Origin of the sequence: Basilea psittacipulmonis DSM 24701 (assembly GCF_000743945.1) — a bacterium.
Classification (GTDB): domain Bacteria; phylum Pseudomonadota; class Gammaproteobacteria; order Burkholderiales; family Burkholderiaceae_B; genus Basilea; species Basilea psittacipulmonis.
The window spans coordinates 257,339-276,212 of record NZ_CP009238.1; the positions used below are offsets into that span (position 1 = coordinate 257,339).

Genomic DNA, 18,874 nt, shown 5'->3' on the forward strand with positions numbered 1-18,874 from the left:
ACGTTTTAAGAAGCGGTGCGATCGCGAGGCGTGGTGAGTGCCTTGGTCCACTCATGGTGAGTGGCGATGCTTAATACGAAAAAGAATAAAAGGCATTTTTGACCCATTCGATTTCTTGATTTTCAATGCCGATGACATCAAAGCGGCAACTGGGCGTGCGTCCTCCAAAAAAATCACGACTTAATAAGGGCAAGAAATATTGGGCGGTTCTGATGATTTTGACTTGTTTTTGTTTGGTAATACTGGCCATAGCACCGCCGTATTTTTTGTTTTTTCGATACCGTACTTCAACAAAAACGAGCGTCTGTTTGTCTAACATTACCAAATCAATTTCGCCAAAAAAACAAGAAAGATTTTGTCGAATAAGTTTTAACCCACGTGCAAATAGGAATTCTAAAGCCATCTCTTCGTATGAAACCCCTTTTCTTTGGGTGGGGGATAATTGCTGAATGTTTGAACTCATCTGTATTCCAGAGCAAATGAAAACTTTTATAATAAGGTGAAGTGAAACGAGAAAAAACCTCAAGCGGACAATCTTATCCCATCGTATCATTACGTATTGACATTTGATTGGGACAGCGGAAGTGTCGTGCGAGCATATTGAGTGTGAGGGCGGAAGCTGTGTGTGATGAGATGTGTGCTTATTCGCTGATATAGGTGAAGACGCGTTAAACGGTCTTTTAAAAGGATAGATTTATATGATGAAATTAACGTTATTAGAACAGGCTTTTCAGTCTATTTCGCAGCAACATTGGCCCGCTTCAAGTCTGTATATGATCGCCACACCTATCGGCAATTTATCCGACATTAGTTTACGTGCTTTGTACGCTTTACAGTTAGTAGATGTTATTGCTTGTGAGGATACTCGGTCAAGTAAAGTGTTGCTAAATCAGTGGGGAATTCAAACTCCTTTGATTGCCTTGCATCGCCATAATGAACGAGAGGCGAGTCAATCAGTATTGAGCTATTTAGCTGAGGGTAAACGTGTGGCCTACATTTCGGATGCAGGTACGCCAGCGATTAGTGATCCAGGTGGTAAATTAGTGGCAGATATACTGAATGAGGGCTTTCGAGTTATTCCATTACCTGGTCCTTGTGCCGCCGTTACAGCGTTGATGGCAAGCGGATTAAGTGATGATGAATCACCTGCTTTTTTATTTGCAGGATTTGTGCCAAGCAAAGGGAAACAGGCTTGGTTGGAGCAATATGCCTCGTTTGATACAACGGTGGTGTTTTACGAAGCACCGCATCGAATATTGGACACGGCACGTTTATTTGAAGCATTATTTGAAAAAGAACGTCGTGTGGTCGTGGCTCGAGAACTTACGAAACGTTTTGAAGAGATAAGTGTGCAGACGGTAGAAACCTTGACACAATGGTTGGAAGCTGATCATCATCGTCAACAAGGAGAATTTGTGTTGTTGCTGGAGGGTAAAAAGTCCCCAGTGAGCACGCAAGCAGATTATATTCCTTTGCTAAAAATCTTGTTGGAAGAGGGAGTTTCTGCAAAAGACGCTTCTAGAATCGTGGCGAGATTTGGTGGTGGAAATAAAAAACAAATTTATCAGGAGATCTTGAATTTAAAAGCATCTGACTGATCTAGATAGGGATTTGCTTGCCTAAAATAAATCGGATGAAACTTAGGAAGTATAAATCCGATGAAACTTAGGAAGTGCCTTATTTTTTTATGCCAGATAAATACTTGAAATCTGCAACTCGAGTAAACAAGCGGTTTTGAGAGATTCGTGAATAAATGATTAGTGTTACAAGGTGATGAAATCATCATAACTAGGAAAAACGATTTGGCACTGAAAACCAGTAAGCAAGCGACTCTTAATATTTTTATAACGGTGAAATGGATCAAAACGTGGTCCATTTATTCCTTAAATTTTCTTTAATAAATCGGGCAAAGATCGAATATCTTTAATGCGAAAATCCATATAACGAGGCGACAACGGTTTTTTGCTACTAAATGGAGTGTGAGGGTGGAACAAATACACGGTTCTCATGCCAATTTGCTTGGCGGGTTTTAAGTTTTTAAGCGTATCTTCAACAAAGATGATCTGGTGAGGGGGACAAGATAGTTGGTGAAGTACCCGTTTTAACATGGATACCGAGGGCTTGGGATAATGAATGCCAGCGATTTTCATATCATCGATAGCAAAGATTTTTTCGATATGATGATCGATATTCAAAGTATTTAAAACGATTTCAGCATAGTCTTTGGGTGCATTGGTATAAATAAATTTTTTACCAGGTAACGTCTGAAATAGTAGGTTAAGGTAAGGTTCGGGCTTGATATGAGCCGCAATATCAAAGTCATGGCTCGATTTTAAAAACGCTTTGGGATTAACTTGGTGATGACGTTGCATGCCAATCAGGGTGGCACCATATTTTTCCCAATATTTCTGACGATAATAATTGGCCTGATCTTTAGAGACATTAAGATGCTTCATGACGGCGTTTGTCATGGAAACATCTATCTGCTTAAAAACAGAAAAAGAGGCATCGTGTAATGTATTGTCTAAGTCAAATAACCAAATAAGAGATGAACGGTCATTCATTACGTTTCCGTTATCATCGTACCTACGCCACGATCGGTAAGAATCTCTAATAGCAGACAATGAGGCACGCGTCCATCGACGATATGTACGGAATTTACCCCATTTAAAGCCGCTCCTAAAGCAGACGTGATTTTGGGGATCATGCCTCCAGAAATCGTTTCGTTATCGATGAGTTCGTGGATCTGTTTTTGGGTAAGATGTCTGAGTAACTTGCCATCTTTATCTAAAACACCAGGGATATTGGTCATCAGCAATAGTTTTTCTGCGTGTAAAGCTTGGGCAATGCGTCCAGCGACTACATCGGCGTTAATGTTATAGACTTTGCCTTCTTCTGGATTAAAACCAATAGGTGAAATAACGGGAATGAACTGATCGTTTCTTAGCGTGTTAAGAATGGATGTATCAATATGCTTAATGTCGCCTACATAGCCAATATCAAGCGGTTGGCTAGGGTTCTCTTTATTTGGCATGAGTTTCTTTTCAGCAGTGATCATCGCACCGTCTTTGCCAGTTAAACCAACTGCTTTACCGCCTGCTTCATTGATCATCATGACAATATCTTGCTGAACCTGTCCACCTAACACCCATTCCACCACTTCCATGGTATCGTCGTCTGTGACTCGCATTCCTTGAATAAAGCGTCCCTCTTTGCCTAAACGTTTTAATGCGGTGTCAATCTGAGGTCCACCGCCATGAACAACGATAGGGTTAAGTCCGACTAATTTGAGTAGTACCACATCATGAGCAAAACTTTTCTGTAGCCTTTCTTCTGTCATGGCATTGCCACCGTATTTGATGATAACGGTTTTGCCATGAAACTGACGTATATAAGGCAGTGATTCAGCGATAATCTCGGCTTTTAGTTCTGTGTTGATCGATGTGGACATCTTTTTTCCTTATTCAGCGAGTGCTTTCTCTAAAAGGGGGATAAATTCTTCGTGATTGTAATCACCCACGAGACGTTTGATGATATTTCCTTTTTTGTCGATTAAAAAAGCCACGGGTGTATATCGAACATTATCAAAAGCTTTTGCAATGCTACCGTCGCTATCTAATGCAACGATAAAGGGTAATTGATGGGCATCCGCAAAGTTTTGAACAAACGTTTTGGGATCATAAGACATGGCAACCGCAATGGTTTCCAAACCTTTGTCGTGATATTTTTCATAATCACGGATGTTTTGAGGCATCATGCGAACACAAGTGGTACAGCTGGTTGCCCAGAATTTAAGATAAACTACTTTACCTTTTAGGTCAGAGAGGTTGAGTTCTTTTCCATCAAGGGTGTGAAATGTCACGTCAGGTGTCTGGGAAGTTGAACAAGCGACTAATCCCAGACATAAACAAATTGCTAAAATAATTTTTTTAAACATCATTGAATAATACGGTTATTTAGAGGTTTTATTGACATGAGGGGTGATAGCGTTAGGATAAACGCCACTTTCTAGTTCATTATTAGTAATGTATTCAAAAGCCTGAACCACTTGTTTGACACCACTGACTCGAGCGGCGGTTTGGGCGGCCAAGTTTCCTTCTTCTTGTGTCACGATACCGAACAAGTAAACAACACCATCTACTGTCAGGATGTTAATCGTACGATAAGGTACGCCCGAAGCGGTTAACAAGGCAGATTGGACTTTTGAACTCAGCCATTTGTCGCTCGTTTTTGTTGAGAAAGAAATAGAAGGTTCAATGGTTAATCTATCCACTACTTGGCGAACATTAGGGATTTCTTTTGCAATCTCAATCACTCTATCGTGAATAGCTTGGCTGGGGACTTGGCCAACTAAATAGAGGCTTTGGTTATATGAGATTTTGGCTACATAAGCTAAATCGCCAATCTCCTCAGAACTTAATCGATTGTTAGCACGTAAATAAATTTCTTTATCGGCTAGTTGTGCAGATGAGGTGCGTCTATCCGTCACAATAGATGTACCTGTAGCAAAGGCACCACCTACTAATAATGGGACACAACCTGAAAGTATCGTGGGTGCACTAAGAGCGATCAAAGTGCTTAACATAATGGGTTTCAAAAACGTTGTCTTCATTCTTTGTCTCCAAACATAAAACCATCGATAAGGTCACATAAAATATGAAGAATCATGATGTGAACTTCTTGGATACGCATTGTTCTATCGTGAGGAACGCATAAATGCACATCATCTTGAGTGAGCATTTGAGCGATTTTTCCGCCACCTTTGCCAGTTAATGCAATCACAGGAATACCTTGTTCGTGGGCCATTTCAATGGCGTGGATGACATTCTTAGAATTGCCGCTGGTGGAAATCGCAACTAATACGTCACCTGGTAATCCTAACGCTTGAACTTGACGAGAAAATACCTCATCAAAACTATAATCATTCCCTACGGCGGTCATGATGGATGTGTCAGTCGTTAGCGCAATACCTGCTAAAGGAATGCGATCGCGTTCAAAACGTCCTACTAGCTCCGCAATAAAATGTTGGGAATCGGAAGCAGAACCGCCATTGCCACACGCCAAGATTTTATGACCGTTATTAATGGCATTGATAAGTAAATTACTAGCGTGTACTAAAGGTTCGGATAAGTTTTTTGACGATTCCATTAAATTTGCAATCGCCATATCGAAATGTGATTCAATACGTTTGTGTACGTTCATAATGCTGACTGAATAAATCTTTCTGATGATACATTATATACTTTTTCAAGCGTGATAAAATGAACTTATGAGTAAAAATACCCTTTTAGATGAAGAATTGTTGGCAAGTGCCAAACATACTATTTGTGCTGAGATTCAAGCCCTTGAACACTTTAAAGAAGGGCTGGGCGATAGTTTTGTTAAAGTGGTAAGGCTGATATTGTCTTGCCAAGGAAGAGTAATCGTGACAGGGATTGGCAAATCGGGGCATATTGGTCGAAAGATGGCGGCTACGTTTGCTTCGACAGGCACCCCTAGTTTTTTTGTTCATGCGGCAGAAGCTGTTCACGGTGATTTGGGGATGATCACAAAAGACGATGTCTTGATCGCGATTTCTTATTCAGGGGCGGCTGTAGAACTATCGACCATTATCCCTGTTTTAAAACGATTAGGGACGCAGGTTATTGGTGTTACGGGTAATTCACATTCTGATTTGGCCCGTATGTCTGATATTGTTTTGAATGTACACGTGGAACGAGAAGCCTGTCCTTTGAATCTAGCCCCTACGAGCAGTACCACCGTAACGTTGGTATTGGGTGATGCCTTGGCGGTGGCTTGTTTAGAAGCACGAGACTTTAGAGAATCTGATTTTGCTCGATCTCATCCAGGTGGTGCCTTAGGTCGTCGTCTCTTAACTAAAGTGGACGATGTCATGCGTAAGGGCGATGAACTGCCCGTGATTAAGGCTGATACAGGGATGGACCAGTTGTTACAAGAAATGTCTCAAAAACGCATGGGTATGGTGGTGGTCGTAGATGATCACGACTCGGCGATAGGGATTTTTACTGATGGCGATTTAAGAAGATTAATCGAGAAAAAAGGAGATATTCGTGGTCTTGTGGCTAAAGATGTGATGAATATTCATCCTATTACGGTTCCTTGTGGGTTGATGGCTACGGAAGCCGCTCGATTAATGGAAGAAAAACGACTCACGCATATGTTGGTTGTTGATGACAAAAAACTGGTGGGTGCTTTGCATATGCATGATTTAATGCTGGCAAAGGTGATATAGGAAAATAAGATTATGGCAGTATCTTTAAGTCATCCAGATGAATTATTAGTTTTATCTCGACTCTCTCCTGAATTATGCGAAAAAGCCAAGAAAATTCGTTTGTTGGCCTTAGATGTGGATGGCATTTTGACAGACGGAGGGTTGATTTACAGTGAACATGGTGAATCTTTGAAACGTTTTCATGCTTTGGATGGACATGGTTTGAAAATGTTGATGGAAAGTGGCATAGAAGTAGCGATTCTAACAGGACGTTCGGGTGAGATAACCGTTCGTCGTTGTGCGGAATTAGGTGTTTCAAAGGTATTCCAAAGTGTTCGTAATAAGGCACAGTTATTAGCCGAATTGGTGCATGATCTAAGAATGGATATGCAAGAGGTGGCTTTTGTAGGAGATGATTTAATCGATATGGAAGCCATGAGAAATAGCGGTTTGTCAATCAGTGTGCCCAATGCACCGATATATGTCCAGAATTATGCTAATTATGTGACTTCGCGAGAAGGTGGCCGTGGGGCGGTCAGAGAAGTGGCTGATATTATTTTAGCCGCTCAACACAAATTGGCCCCATTTTTTAAACATCATTTAACGGGTAATTTTATCCAATGAAAGAGCGTTTTTCGGGAATTTTAGCAGTCACTTTTTTGTTAGTGTTGGCCGTCAGTTCTTGGTGGGCGGCTGATTACGCGGCTCGTTCTGTCGAAGGAGTGCCAGAAACAAAGAATTTGGATGCCCCTGATGCGTGGTCGGGAAAATTTACCATGCTTAGTTCTAATGAACAAGGTGTGGTGGTGAATCGTTTGGTGGCCGATTCTATGGAGCATTATCCAGTCACCGATACTTGGGAGATTGTGGCACCCCATTATTTTGCACAGTATCCAAATGAAGCACCTATCGAAGCAACTTCAGATAAAGCGATTGTTTATAACGCCGAGACACCCAGAAAAATAGAATTATTAGGCCATGCTCATATGGTTCGATCGGCTTATGCAGGAGAAGAACAGCTGGATATTGATAGTGAAAAACTGGTGGTGTATCCAGATTCTGGCATCGTTATGACGGATGAACCAGTTGTCGCTACCCAAGCAGGTTCTCGCTTATCGGGTAACTATATGACCTACAATAATCGTACTCGTCAATTAAACATACGACGAGGAACGAATTTAAACATCTCAGATAAGGATATTCCTAAAAAATGAACAAGGTATTTTTGACAACGATGATGATGGGTTTGATGACGGTAGCGGGTGCTAATACATCGTCGCATATTAATGTTACGTCTGATTCATTAGAATATGATGCAAAAACACAAACGAGTATTTTTTTAGGATCAGTAAAAGTGAGTCGAGGAGCGGTTAATTTATACGCAGATAAAGTAGTGGCTAAACGTTTAGCAGATGGTTCTAGCCAAGGTGTGGCACGAGCTTTTTCTGATAAACAAGTCAAAGTCATTCAAGATCTTCCTCGTGAAAAACAAGTGGTAGAGGGGTTTGCCGATACAGTTGAGTATTCATCTAATTCAGGCATGTTTGTATTATCTGGTCACGCAAAAGTGAAACGTTATTTATGTGGCCAGTTACACGATACGATCGAGGGTGATTCGATATATTATGACTCGCAGAAAGATACATATCGTGCGGTTCAAAAGAAAGGAAAGTATGTCGAAACCATGATATTATCTAATCCTAAATCCCCAGAAACCTGCCAGACACAAGGTAATTAATCGATGGAAATAGAAGAAAAAGCAATTCGTGAGCTTAATATTATCGGCTTACAGAAAACATATGGACAAAGAACCGTCGTCAAAAGCGTTTCGCTAAAAGTCTCTAGTGGTGAAGTAGTGGGCTTGTTAGGTCCTAATGGTGCAGGTAAAACGACCAGCTTTTATATGATTGTGGGGCTGATTTCTGCAGATTCAGGACGTATAGAATTAGACGGAAAAGATATTAGTGCTTTGCCTATTCATAAACGTGCTCGTTTAGGACTGTCGTACTTATTACAAGAAGCTTCGGTTTTTAGAAGAATGACTGTTTGTGAGAATATTCGAGCAGTGTTGGAATTACAAAATGATCCTATCACTGGAAAACGATTGACAAAAGAACAGGTGGCAGAACAGGAAGAAAGCCTCTTAGAAGAATTGCAAATTACGCATATTAGAAATAATCAAGCCTTATCTTTATCAGGTGGCGAACGTCGTCGCGTTGAAATTGCACGGGCATTGGCCACTCACCCCAAATTCGTATTGTTAGATGAACCGTTTGCAGGGGTGGATCCGATTGCGGTGATTGAGATTCAGCGTATTATTAAATTTTTGAAAAATCGAAATATCGGTGTTTTGATTACGGATCACAATGTTCGTGAAACTTTGGGAATCTGTGATCGAGCGTATATTATCAGTGGTGGAACGGTATTGGCATCAGGCGATCCAAAACAAATTATTCATGACAAAGATGTCCGTAAAGTCTATCTAGGTGAAAACTTTAAAATGTAATGTATGAAAATGAAAACGAATGATTATTTAAAACTCATATTGACATCTCATGTTTATGATGTAGCACAGGAAACGCCTTTAGAGAAAGCAAAACTTTTATCTCAACGTTTAAAAAATACCGTTTTGCTCAAAAGAGAAGATACACAGCCTGTGTTTAGTTTCAAATTAAGAGGAGCCTACAATAAGATGTCACATCTTAGTACGGCCCAGATTGAACAAGGTGTTATCGCAGCTTCGGCAGGTAATCATGCACAGGGTGTGGCAATGTCTGCTCAGAAAATGGGATGCAAAGCGGTTATCGTGATGCCTATTTCCACGCCAAAAGTAAAAGTTGAAGCGGTGAAACGTTTTGGTGCCCAAGCCGTGCTACATGGCGATAGTTATACCGATGCATACGATTATGCCAAAAAACTAGAAAAGGAAGAGGGCTTAACCTTTGTCCATCCCTTTGATGATCCTTACGTCATCGCTGGACAAGGCACCATAGGAATGGAAATCATGCGTCAATATTCAGGAAAAATTGATGCAATTTTTTGTCCGATTGGTGGTGGAGGCTTGATCAGTGGCGTGGCCGCTTACATTAAAGCATTACACCCCCAAGTGAAAGTCATTGGTGTCCAAACAGAGGATTCTTGTGCGATGCTTCGTAGTATTAAAGCGAATCGTCGTTTGAAACTGTCGGATGTTGGCTTGTTTTCTGATGGTACCGCCGTTAAGCAGGTAGGTGCCGAAACATTTAAATTAGTAAAATCCTTGGTGGATGATTTTGTAACCGTCGATACTTATGCCTTGTGTGCCTCTATTCGTGATGTTTTCCAAGACACGCGTTCTATCTTAGAACCATCGGGAGCATTAGCATTAGCAGGTGCTGAAGCTTATATTAAAGCACATGGATGGGAAGGTAAAACAGTGGTCGCCATTAACTCTGGTGCAAACATGAACTTTGATCGTCTAAGGTTTGTTTCAGAACGTGCAGATGCGGGGGCGTACAAAGAAGCACTGTTTTCGGTTACCATGCCTGAAAAACAAGGTTCTTTCCGTAAGTTATGCCGTGCCATTGGATCCAGATCGGTCACAGAATTTAGCTATCGCTTGGCAGACAAAGAAATCGCCCATGTATTGGTCGGTATTCAGATTGACTCAAAAGAAGAGATTCAAAAGGTTGCCGAACAAATTCGTAAAAAAGGTTTCGAGGTGGAAGATCTGTCAAACGATGATCTGACTAAATCACATCTTCGTTTCTTATGCGGGGGTAAATCTGGGTTGGCAGATGATGAGGTGTTGTATCGTATCCAGTTCCCTGAACGCCCAGGTGCCTTGATGCGTTTCTTGCAAACCATGCAACCAAACTGGAATATTAGTTTATTTCATTATCGTAATGTAGGTTCGGATATGGGAAGTGTGCTGATTGGTATGCAGGTTCCCGTGCCTGAAAGACCTGCTTTTTTAAAGGCGTTGGATAGTATTGGTTATCCGTATTCAGAACAAACCAAAAACCCTATGTATAAAGCATTTTTGCAAAATTAGAATAGGTGAACGGCAAACATGCTTCTTGGACAAATGATTCAAGAAGCATGTTAATTAGCCTTTAATCAAGGTATTTTTTTAGAATTGGCACACGCTAAAAACAGGCAATCCCGTTTCTTCAATAAGTTTCGATCCTTTCAATTCAGGTAGATCGATAATAGCTGCCGCTTCTACGACATTAGCACCTAGTCTTTGTAAAAGACGATGAGCAGCAATCATCGTACCACCCGTTGCGATCAAATCATCCACTAATAATACACGTTGACCAGGTTTAATCGCATCTGTATGCATTTCCACGCTGGCATTACCATATTCTAAAGTGTATTGTTCCACGACGGTTTTAAACGGCAGTTTGCCGACTTTTCTAACAGGCACAAAACCTACATTCAATTCATATGCCAATACACTACCGACGATAAAACCTCGTGCGTCCACCCCAGCAATTAAATCGATTTTTTTGTTCATGTAACGATAAACAAAAATATCAATAAGTGCTCTAAAGGTTAAAGGATTTTGTAATACGGGCGTGATGTCTCTGAACTGTACGCCTGGTTTAGGCCAGTCTGGCACAGTACGAATGGCTGAAGTAACAAGTTCAATAGGATTGGACATATGAATTTCCTTATAGTTGAGCAATAGATGCTTTTAGTTGTTGAGCAAAAGCGACTGCCTGTTTACCATCACCATGAATACAAATAGTATCGGCATGCAGTGGAATCATTTTTCCTGAAGTACCCATGACATTACCTTTGATGATGTTTTTTATGTGTTCAATCGCAAGATGACTGTCATGAATGACGGCATTGGGTTCAGAACGAGGTGTTAAGGTGCCTTGATCGGTATAGGTTCTGTCTGAGAATGCCTCTTCATAGACGGTCAAACCTGAAGCCTTTGCCATTTTAACCTGTAAACTGCCTGCCAATGAATAAAGAATCATATTGGGTTGACAGTCTTTAATAGCTTGCACGATCGCTTGAGAGAAATCATGATGATTGGCACTCATATTATATAAGGCACCATGCGGTTTGAGATGATGAATGCTTGCATGCGGATCGCAAGCTTTCACAATAGCATTCATCGCACCAATTTGGTAAACCGTTAATTCGTAAATTTCTTGTGCAGACATTTTTATCTCTCGCCTACCAAAACCCTGTTTGTCATCAAAGCCAACGTGAGCACCAATATTGACGTGATGTTTTAATGCTAATTTAACGGTTTTGAACATGGTGCTGAAGTCACCTGCATGAAAGCCACAGGCGATATTGGCTGAATCGATATAAGGCATGATGGCCTCATCATTTCCCATCGTCCAGTTGCCATAGCTTTCACCCATATCACAGTTAATATCGATTCGTTTCATCTGATCACCAATTCCTGTAATTCTTTCATAGGTGTTAAAGATTGTTCCAGTTTTTTCCACTTTTCTTTTCTGTCTAAGTAGAGTTCATGGGCCTTTTCTAAACTACATAACTCGAATTGTATCGAAGCATTAGGTGGAATTTGGGCGATATAACCTAAATCAGCCCAAATAACGTTGGCGATTTTAGGGTATCCGCCAGTAGTTTGTCTATCTGCCATTAAGACGATAGGTTGTCCAGCAGGGGGAAGCTGAATAGTACCAAAAACGGTGCTTTCCGATAACATATTGATCGGTTCGGTAAGTGTTAGTTTCTGGCCCTCAAGCCTAAATCCCATTCGGTTAGAAGCGGGCGTTACAACGTAGGTGCTATGAATAAAATCTTCTTGAGATGAGCTGCTTAACTTGTCCCAATGCCATCCTTTCATCACCCGTATGGTTCGTTTCTTTTGGTTTCCTAAATTGGATTCGATATAAATTTTAAACTGTTCAATGTCTTTGTGTAGCCGATTGCTAGGGGCTTTGATCGGCAAAATAGGCAATACATCACCGTTTTTTAAGGGAGCTTGTCCCAGTTTGTTTTTCATATCACAAGAACGGCTTCCCATTATGATAGGCGTTTGAACGCCACCCAAAACCGCTAAATAAGCGATATTGGTGTGTGGTTGACCACCCTCCAAAGGCGATCCAAATCTTAATACTTGACCTGCTTTAACAAAATAAGGACGCAACGATGTAATGGGTTGATCGTCAAGAAAAGCAGGCCATTTAGTACCTGATAAAACGATATAAGTATGGGTGGTAAAGCGTAATGTGGCCCCCATGAGAGCCATTTCTAATACGGCATCATTTTTGTTGTTGCCCAATAATAGATTGGCGATTCGAGCGGCACTTTTGTCCATAGCACCGCATACAGGCACCCCAATATGTTGATAACCATATCGTCCCTCATCTTGTACCGTGCTGAGTATTCCATGTTTAATCACTTCAATCATCTTATTATTCTCCTAGTTCATTCAACGCGTGAAATGTTTCTTCATTAATGCGTTTGAATTTCACTGTGCTATTAGGGGTGATCAGCGTTAAATGTTCGCTGTCATGTTGAGGGTTAAATAGCTTTAAAGGGCAACGGCCGACGATTTGCCAACCCCCAGGCGAGGTTTTAGGATAAATAAAGCATTGGCCATTGGCGATGCCGACTGAACCAGCAGGAATAGAAAGTAGCGGATTACTTTTTCGTGTGATAGGCACTAAATCCGCGTGTAATCCTGTCATATAGGGGGCTCCAGGTGCAAAGCCCAACATCGCAACGGTAAAGGTGCTGTGAAGATGTTTCTCGATCACGGCATCTGGACTGATATGCAGTTCTTGAGCGATGGATTCAATATCCAAATTCATTTCATAACAGATGGGTAATTCAATGATTTGGCCAGATGAGGCATGGTGGCTTGTTTGCATATGATTTAAGGTGTTCTGAATCGCTTGACAAATTTCCTCACGTGTATGAGGAGATAAGCATTCATAACTGATACCAAGCGTTGAGAAAGCGGGAATAAAATCTCGTATGGCTTGGTGTTTGATATGTTGTAGCTGTTTAATTGCTTCGCTGTTTAAGTTTCTGACGATGAGTTGTTCATCGCCCTCATCCGTTATTGTCCATGTGTTCATGTCTCACCATCATATTGCTAGGAAAGATAATGTTGAAAGTGCTTCCTTTATTAGGCGTACTTTCGATGATTAGTTTGGCATGGTGCCTTAATACAATGTGTTTCGTAATAGCCAGTCCCAGTCCTGTACCCCCCGAAGCACGAGAACGACTTTTGTCAACGCGATAAAAACGTTCTGTGATTTTTGGAATGTCTTTTGCATCAATACCAATTCCCGTATCCTGTACACAAAATACGCCCTCACCAGATTCGTTTTGATACCAAGACGTGATAATTTTACCTTTTTCTGGTGTATAGCGTACGGCATTACTCAGTAAATTGCTGACTACAGAAGAAAGCTCGCTTTGTTTGCCCATCACGTACAATGTATCATCTAGATTAAAGATAAATTCGTGTTTTTCTTTTGATAGTTCAATGGCTTGTTTGGCAATATGCTGGATAACTTGAGAAAAATGACAGGGTTCACACTCTGGTAAAGCTGAGGACTCTAATACCGAAAGGGTTAATAAATCACTGACAATGGCCAACATTCTTTGTGCTTGTTGGTGCATAAGTGTTTCGTAATGTTTTCTTTGTTCATCGCTAATGGCAGAAATAGGTAATTCTTGAAGTGTTTCCAAAAATCCAATGAGCACTGTTAAAGGCGTGCGTAATTCATGAGAAACATTGGCGACTAAATTTTGTTGTAAAGATCGTAATCGTTTAATTTCTGTAATGTCTTCACCCAAAAGCAAAATACCTTTATCGCCGTTTCGAAGTAATTGGATTTGGAGGGTTTTATGGGTCTGATGAGAAATATTTAGTTGAATAGAATGTTCCCAATTACCGCTGTTGACGTAACGATGAAATTCGGGATGACGTAATAAATTAAGTAGGTTTTGTCCTGTATCTTGATGAGGATTTAAGCCCAAAAGTTCAGAAGCGGTTTTGTTATACCATTGTATTTGAAAATGCTTGTTCATCAAGACGGCTGCTTCTGGCAACACTTCAGCCGCACTGACAATACTGTCATTTAGTTGAATGGTTTTTTGTAATGTGTGATGTAGGGCTTTTGATTTTGTGTAGATAGTTTGAATCAGTTCTGAATATAAGGTAGGTAACTCGGGTGGTTGGTGATAAAGACTGCCTTTTGCCCAGTTTTTAAACTGATATACAACGATATGATGTCGAATAATGATAATGATCAGTACCGCGAGTAATAAAATTAATCCCGCGTGATGCCAAAAATTAATATTAAAGGCGATAACACCTAGTAAGAGGATCCCTAGTAAAACACTTAAATGCTTCATATCTTTTCATCCGCTGAAAATCGGTAGCCACCGCCACGGATGGTTTGAACAAAATGTCTTAGATTTACCTTGTCTAACACCTTTCTTAAACGACGGATATGTACGTCAATGGTACGTTCTTCCAAAAACACATGATCGCCCCATACCAAATCAAGTAGTTGTGTTCGTGTATATAATCGATCAGGATGGGTGACAAAAAAGTGTAGAAGCTTGAATTCAGCAGGGCCTACCTGAATCAGTGTGTCATCGACCTGTAATTGTCGAAGATGAGGGTTTAATATAAGTGGACCAAACGTAATCATATCGTCAAGCGATTGGGGTGATTTACGCCGTAATACTGCTTTAATTCTCGCTAATAATTCTTTGGGAGAAAAAGGTTTGGTGATATAGTCATCTACACCGACCTCAAACCCCTCGATTTTATTGCTTTCATCGGCTTTTGCTGTCAACATGATAATAGGCACATCATGACTACGTTTGTCTTGACGGATTTCTTTAATAAGTGAAAGGCCAGATTGGCCAGGTATCATCCAATCCATCAAAATAAGGTCGGGTAGTTTTTCTTGGATAATGGAACGTGCTTGTTGTGCCGAACTTGCTGTTTTAACCTTATATCCCGCCATTTCAACATTTAAAGCAATGAGCTCTTGTATGGCAATTTCATCTTCAACAATAAGTATCGTAGTATTCATGGGATATCGGTTAAAATGACGACAATAGTAAATCACTATACATTATCGTATATTTTTCGATGATGTGGTATTTTTATAGGTTGATGATAGGATGGAAAAAGATAAAACGACACACTTTGGGTTTCAGACAGTAAAAGAAGAAGAAAAAGCCTCGAAGGTGGAAGCTGTTTTTGATTCAGTGGCTTCAAACTATGACTTGATGAATGATCTGATGTCGGCGGGCATGCACCGTTTATGGAAGCGTTTTACGATAGGTCGAGCGAATGTTCAGCCTGGCATGAAAGTGTTGGATATTGCCGCAGGTACGGGAGATTTAACGGTCGCTCATGCCAAAAAAGCAGGATCGACAGGCGAAGTTTGGCATACGGATATTAATTTTTCTATGCTAAAAGAAGGCAGAAAGAAATTAGAAAACGAAGGTTTTATGCTACCTACCGTGGTATGTGACGCAGAAAAATTACCTTTTCCAGATCGTTATTTTGACGTGATTACAGTAGCCTTTGGACTTAGAAATATGACGCATAAAGACAAAGCGTTGGCAGAGATGTATCGCGTCTTGAAACCAGGTGGTAAGTTGCTGGTGTTGGAGTTTTCTAAGGTTTACCAACCGTTATCAAAGATATATGATTGGTATTCTTTTAAGGTATTGCCTTGGTTAGGCGAAAAATTTGCGAAAGATGCAGAAAGTTATCAGTACTTGGCCGAATCGATTCGTATGCACCCAGACCAAGAAACATTAGCTCAAATGATGAGAGATGAGGGATTTAAATTAGTGCAGTACTTTAATTTAAGTGTAGGGGTAGTTGCTTTGCACGAGGGAATTAGAATTTAACGATAGCGATGAATGGGTCTTGTGTTAAAGAACGCACTATCAGATAGGAAATGAAAAATGTCTGTTAATAAGTTGTCGATGCTACCTTCTGTCAATCAGGTATTGGTGGGTATCTTAAATAAAATGTTATCTAAAGAAGCTTGGGCTCAAAAACTCGTTCAAGAACAAGCAGGCAAAACGATTTGTCTGAATCTAGCGACTATCTCTTTGCTATTAATGATACAGGCGGATGGTAGCTTCAGTGAATTGAAAGAACCTGTACAGCCTAATGTAACCTTAACGTTGAAAGCCGAACAGTTAAAACAATTCATCACCATGTCCGATCGCAGTCCCGATAAAATCGCTTCTTTGCTACATTTAGAGGGGGATGCAGGCTTAGCTCAGATGTTATCTACATTAGCAAAAGATTTAAGATGGGATATTCGTCATGATTTATCTCAAAAGATAGGTGCCATCCCTGCTGAGTTAATGATCACGGGCTTTATGAAAAGTATCGATTTTGCAAAAGATATGACAAAAAGAGCGGCCCAAACTTCAGCAGAATATTTGGCTTATGAGTATCAGATAATGGCCAATCAAGCGGGTCTCAAAATGCTATCGCAAGATATATTGGATCTAAAAAAACGAATTGAACGCTTGGAAGTTAAGGGATAGTGAAGTAGTATGGGATTTTTTCGTTTATTGAAAATATTAAATGTCGCCAGACGATATGGTTTGGACGAGATGATGCTATCTTACACCAAGAAAAGTTGGGTGATGCGAGCCATGCGTGTTATTCGTTTGGGCAGACGTTTTGATAACAGTAGAGGCGAACGCTTACGATTGGCCTTGGAAGCATTAGGGCCTATTTTTGTTAAATTTGGACAGGTGCTTTCTACACGAAGAGATTTAATTCCTGCTGATATGATTGTGGAACTGTCAAAACTTCAAGATGATGTTCCACCATTTGATTCCGATACCTCTATCCGAATTATTGAAAAAGAATTACATCAGCCTATCGATAAGCTTTTTCAGCATTTTAATCCGACTCCCGTTGCTTCAGCTTCTGTCGCACAGGTGCACTATGCACGATTGTTTGATGGCACAGAAGTGGCAGTAAAAGTCTTACGCCCAGGTATGCTGGACATTATTGAAAAAGATTTAAGCTTGCTGAAAACGATTGCAAAATGGGTCCAAAGATTATTGGTGGATGGAAAGCGATTAAGACCTGTGGAAGTCGTCAATGAATTTGATAAGTACTTGCACGATGAATTAGATTTGATGATTGAAGCCTCTAACTGCAGTCAATTAAGACGTAATTTTGACACGAAAGAAAGAGAAGGATTGATTCAAATTCCAGAAGTGATATGGAGTCATACCTCCCGCCAAGTCTTTACGATGCAATGGATGAATGGCGTGCCTACTAGTCATGTTGACGTGTTGAAAGAGGCAGGCGTGGATCTAAAAGATTTGGCCCAAAAAGGAGTAGAGATTTTCTTTACTCAAGTATTTGAAGATGGTTTTTTTCATGCGGATATGCACCCTGGAAATATCTTAGTTTCGTTGGATAAGAATTCGTTTGGGCAGTATATTGGCTTGGATTATGGCATTGTAGGCAGTTTGTCTGAGTTTGATAAAAACTATTTGGCCCAAAATTTCTTGGCCTTTTTTAATCGCGATTATCGTCGTGTGGCTCGATTGCATATCGAGTCGGGCTGGGTGCCTAAGGATACGCGTGAGGAAGAGTTGGAAGCGGCGGTGCGAGCGGTATGTGAACCATATTTTGATCTACCGTTGTCCCAAATATCGCTAGGGCAGGTTTTAATGAGATTGTTCCAAACGTCTCGTAGATTTAATGTGGAGATCCAACCCCAATTAGTCTTATTGCAAAAAACCTTACTGAATGTAGAAGGCATGGGGCGTGATTTATACCCTGATTTAGATTTATGGGATACCGCTAAACCCTTTCTAGAAAAGTGGATGAATCAGCGTTTGGGGCCGAAAGGATTTATTGAGAATATCAAAAAAGAAGCACCTTATTGGGCTGGCATGATTCCTGCTATGCCGAGATTAATTTATGATCAGCTTTCTAAAGAAAATCGATTGCAGGAATTAGAAGCACAATTATCGCGGTTAAATAAACGAAGCAAAGTCAATACCTTGTTGATGGGAATCATGGCCGTTTCGTTATTAGCCATGGTGGTGTTTATGTTTGTGAAAATAGGTTAAAAATGGCGATTTTGTTTGAAAAGAAAATACGTAGTTTGGATGAATTGCTAACTGTCATACCGCACTTGCCTCGTCCGATTGTCTTTACCAATGGTGTTTTTGATATTTTGCATCGTGGACATGTGTCTTATTTAGACGAGGCAAAACAACTGGGGGCCACGCTGATTGTGGCAGTCAATACGGATGAATCGGTGAAAAGACTTGGTAAGGGGGAAGATCGTCCGATCAATTCTGAAACAGACCGTCAGGCGATGTTGGCTGCGTTAGAAAGTGTCGATTATGTGACGACTTTTTCTCAAGATACGCCCTATGAGCTGATTGCCCAGATTCGCCCAGATATTATTGTGAAAGGTGGGGATTATGATATGGACAAATTGCCTGAAACGGCCTTGGTGAAAACTTGGGGAGCAAAGGCGGTTGCCATTGATTTTCAGTTTGATCGCTCAACCACACAGTTGTTAAAACGTATTCGTGGCTAAGTGACTTCAAGGTGCTATAGCTAACTTTTTTAAAGTAAGCGGCGTGTTTTTTGAAAAATAATATTAGCTTATCATTAAAAAATAG

23 protein-coding genes are annotated in these 18,874 nt (G+C 40.6%); 11 read left to right on the forward strand and 12 right to left on the reverse strand.

Annotation, left to right across the window (positions count from 1 at the left end; all coding sequences use genetic code 11):
• Positions 1–70 precede the first annotated feature (70 nt).
• A complete protein-coding gene (locus tag IX83_RS01150; RefSeq protein WP_051919014.1) occupies positions 71–463 on the reverse strand; it encodes a YraN family protein in 393 nt (130 codons plus the stop codon).
• 235 nt (positions 464–698) lie between these two features.
• Here IX83_RS01150 and rsmI point away from each other — a divergent pair, with 235 nt between their 5' ends.
• Entirely contained in the window at positions 699–1,598 is a 900-nt protein-coding gene (gene rsmI / locus IX83_RS01155; RefSeq protein ID WP_051919016.1) for a 16S rRNA (cytidine(1402)-2'-O)-methyltransferase, read from the forward strand.
• 285 nt (positions 1,599–1,883) lie between these two features.
• Here rsmI and IX83_RS01160 read toward each other — a convergent pair whose 3' ends face one another.
• Genes IX83_RS01160 through IX83_RS01180 form a run of 5 tightly spaced genes read right to left on the reverse strand, consistent with a single transcriptional unit; the run spans position 1,884 to position 5,202 of the window.
• Positions 1,884–2,564 (reverse strand): pyrimidine 5'-nucleotidase, encoded by a 681-nt coding sequence (locus tag IX83_RS01160; RefSeq protein WP_038498216.1) that lies wholly within the window; start codon positions 2,562–2,564, stop codon positions 1,884–1,886.
• Positions 2,564–3,451 carry an acetylglutamate kinase gene (gene argB / locus IX83_RS01165; protein ID WP_038498219.1) on the reverse strand — a complete coding sequence of 296 codons (888 nt, stop codon included), beginning with the start codon at positions 3,449–3,451 and terminating at the stop codon, positions 2,564–2,566. Before argB ends, IX83_RS01160 begins: the two co-directional genes overlap by 1 nt.
• 9 nt (positions 3,452–3,460) lie before the next feature.
• Positions 3,461–3,940 (reverse strand): peroxiredoxin family protein, encoded by a 480-nt coding sequence (locus IX83_RS01170; protein ID WP_392387051.1) that lies wholly within the window; start codon positions 3,938–3,940, stop codon positions 3,461–3,463.
• A gap of 12 nt (positions 3,941–3,952) precedes the next feature.
• Positions 3,953–4,612 (reverse strand): BON domain-containing protein, encoded by a 660-nt coding sequence (locus tag IX83_RS01175; protein WP_051919019.1) that lies wholly within the window; start codon positions 4,610–4,612, stop codon positions 3,953–3,955.
• A complete protein-coding gene (locus IX83_RS01180; protein ID WP_038498225.1) occupies positions 4,609–5,202 on the reverse strand; it encodes a phosphoheptose isomerase in 594 nt (197 codons plus the stop codon). The genes IX83_RS01175 and IX83_RS01180 overlap by 4 nt, the downstream gene beginning before the upstream one ends.
• Positions 5,203–5,269: 67 nt before the next feature.
• On the opposite strand from IX83_RS01180, the gene IX83_RS01185 reads away from it, so the two are divergent.
• The 6 genes from IX83_RS01185 to ilvA are packed head-to-tail and all read left to right on the forward strand — an operon-like array spanning position 5,270 to position 10,265.
• On the forward strand, positions 5,270–6,253 hold the full coding sequence (locus IX83_RS01185) for a KpsF/GutQ family sugar-phosphate isomerase (RefSeq protein WP_038498228.1): 984 nt from the start codon (positions 5,270–5,272) through the stop codon (positions 6,251–6,253).
• Between the two features lie 12 nt (positions 6,254–6,265).
• The gene (locus IX83_RS01190) at positions 6,266–6,856 is read left to right on the forward strand and encodes a KdsC family phosphatase (RefSeq protein WP_038498231.1); all 591 of its coding nucleotides are present in this window, start codon (positions 6,266–6,268) and stop codon (positions 6,854–6,856) included.
• A complete protein-coding gene (gene lptC, locus IX83_RS01195) occupies positions 6,853–7,446 on the forward strand; it encodes an LPS export ABC transporter periplasmic protein LptC (RefSeq protein ID WP_038498234.1) in 594 nt (197 codons plus the stop codon). The genes IX83_RS01190 and lptC overlap by 4 nt, the downstream gene beginning before the upstream one ends.
• Positions 7,443–7,970, forward strand: a complete 528-nt coding sequence (gene lptA / locus IX83_RS01200) for a lipopolysaccharide transport periplasmic protein LptA (protein WP_051919021.1) — start codon at positions 7,443–7,445, stop codon at positions 7,968–7,970. The genes lptC and lptA overlap by 4 nt, the downstream gene beginning before the upstream one ends.
• A 3-nt stretch (positions 7,971–7,973) precedes the next feature.
• Entirely contained in the window at positions 7,974–8,738 is a 765-nt protein-coding gene (lptB, locus tag IX83_RS01205; protein ID WP_038498237.1) for an LPS export ABC transporter ATP-binding protein, read from the forward strand.
• A 9-nt stretch (positions 8,739–8,747) separates the two neighbouring features.
• On the forward strand, positions 8,748–10,265 hold the full coding sequence (ilvA, locus tag IX83_RS01210) for a threonine ammonia-lyase, biosynthetic (RefSeq protein ID WP_038498240.1): 1,518 nt from the start codon (positions 8,748–8,750) through the stop codon (positions 10,263–10,265).
• Positions 10,266–10,343: 78 nt separating this feature from the next.
• On the opposite strand, the gene IX83_RS01215 is transcribed toward ilvA, so the two are convergent.
• From IX83_RS01215 to phoB, 6 genes are read right to left on the reverse strand one after another with little or no spacing between them, the layout of a single operon-like run.
• Complete coding sequence (locus IX83_RS01215; RefSeq protein ID WP_038498243.1) at positions 10,344–10,877, reverse strand: adenine phosphoribosyltransferase; 534 nt, start codon at positions 10,875–10,877, stop codon at positions 10,344–10,346.
• 10 nt (positions 10,878–10,887) lie between these two features.
• Positions 10,888–11,625, reverse strand: coding sequence for a 5-oxoprolinase subunit PxpA (locus tag IX83_RS01220; RefSeq protein ID WP_038498246.1), 738 nt, complete (start codon positions 11,623–11,625; stop codon positions 10,888–10,890).
• The gene (locus tag IX83_RS01225; protein ID WP_038498249.1) at positions 11,622–12,617 is read right to left on the reverse strand and encodes a 5-oxoprolinase subunit C family protein; all 996 of its coding nucleotides are present in this window, start codon (positions 12,615–12,617) and stop codon (positions 11,622–11,624) included. The genes IX83_RS01220 and IX83_RS01225 overlap by 4 nt, the downstream gene beginning before the upstream one ends.
• 4 nt (positions 12,618–12,621) lie before the next feature.
• Positions 12,622–13,290, reverse strand: a complete 669-nt coding sequence (locus tag IX83_RS01230) for a 5-oxoprolinase subunit B family protein (protein ID WP_051919024.1) — start codon at positions 13,288–13,290, stop codon at positions 12,622–12,624.
• Entirely contained in the window at positions 13,265–14,578 is a 1,314-nt protein-coding gene (gene phoR, locus IX83_RS01235; RefSeq protein ID WP_038498252.1) for a phosphate regulon sensor histidine kinase PhoR, read from the reverse strand. Before phoR ends, IX83_RS01230 begins: the two co-directional genes overlap by 26 nt.
• Positions 14,575–15,270, reverse strand: a complete 696-nt coding sequence (gene phoB, locus IX83_RS01240) for a phosphate regulon transcriptional regulator PhoB (protein ID WP_038498254.1) — start codon at positions 15,268–15,270, stop codon at positions 14,575–14,577. The genes phoR and phoB overlap by 4 nt, the downstream gene beginning before the upstream one ends.
• A gap of 91 nt (positions 15,271–15,361) precedes the next feature.
• Between phoB and ubiE the strand changes: the two genes are divergently transcribed.
• The 4 genes from ubiE to rfaE2 are packed head-to-tail and all read left to right on the forward strand — an operon-like array spanning position 15,362 to position 18,789.
• Positions 15,362–16,102, forward strand: coding sequence for a bifunctional demethylmenaquinone methyltransferase/2-methoxy-6-polyprenyl-1,4-benzoquinol methylase UbiE (gene ubiE, locus IX83_RS01245; RefSeq protein ID WP_038498257.1), 741 nt, complete (start codon positions 15,362–15,364; stop codon positions 16,100–16,102).
• Positions 16,103–16,159: 57 nt separating this feature from the next.
• Positions 16,160–16,756, forward strand: a complete 597-nt coding sequence (locus IX83_RS01250; protein ID WP_038498260.1) for a ubiquinone biosynthesis accessory factor UbiJ — start codon at positions 16,160–16,162, stop codon at positions 16,754–16,756.
• A gap of 9 nt (positions 16,757–16,765) precedes the next feature.
• Positions 16,766–18,310, forward strand: a complete 1,545-nt coding sequence (gene ubiB, locus IX83_RS01255) for a ubiquinone biosynthesis regulatory protein kinase UbiB (protein WP_038498263.1) — start codon at positions 16,766–16,768, stop codon at positions 18,308–18,310.
• A gap of 2 nt (positions 18,311–18,312) precedes the next feature.
• Complete coding sequence (rfaE2, locus tag IX83_RS01260) at positions 18,313–18,789, forward strand: D-glycero-beta-D-manno-heptose 1-phosphate adenylyltransferase (RefSeq protein WP_038498266.1); 477 nt, start codon at positions 18,313–18,315, stop codon at positions 18,787–18,789.
• The last annotated feature ends 85 nt before the right edge of the window (positions 18,790–18,874 follow it).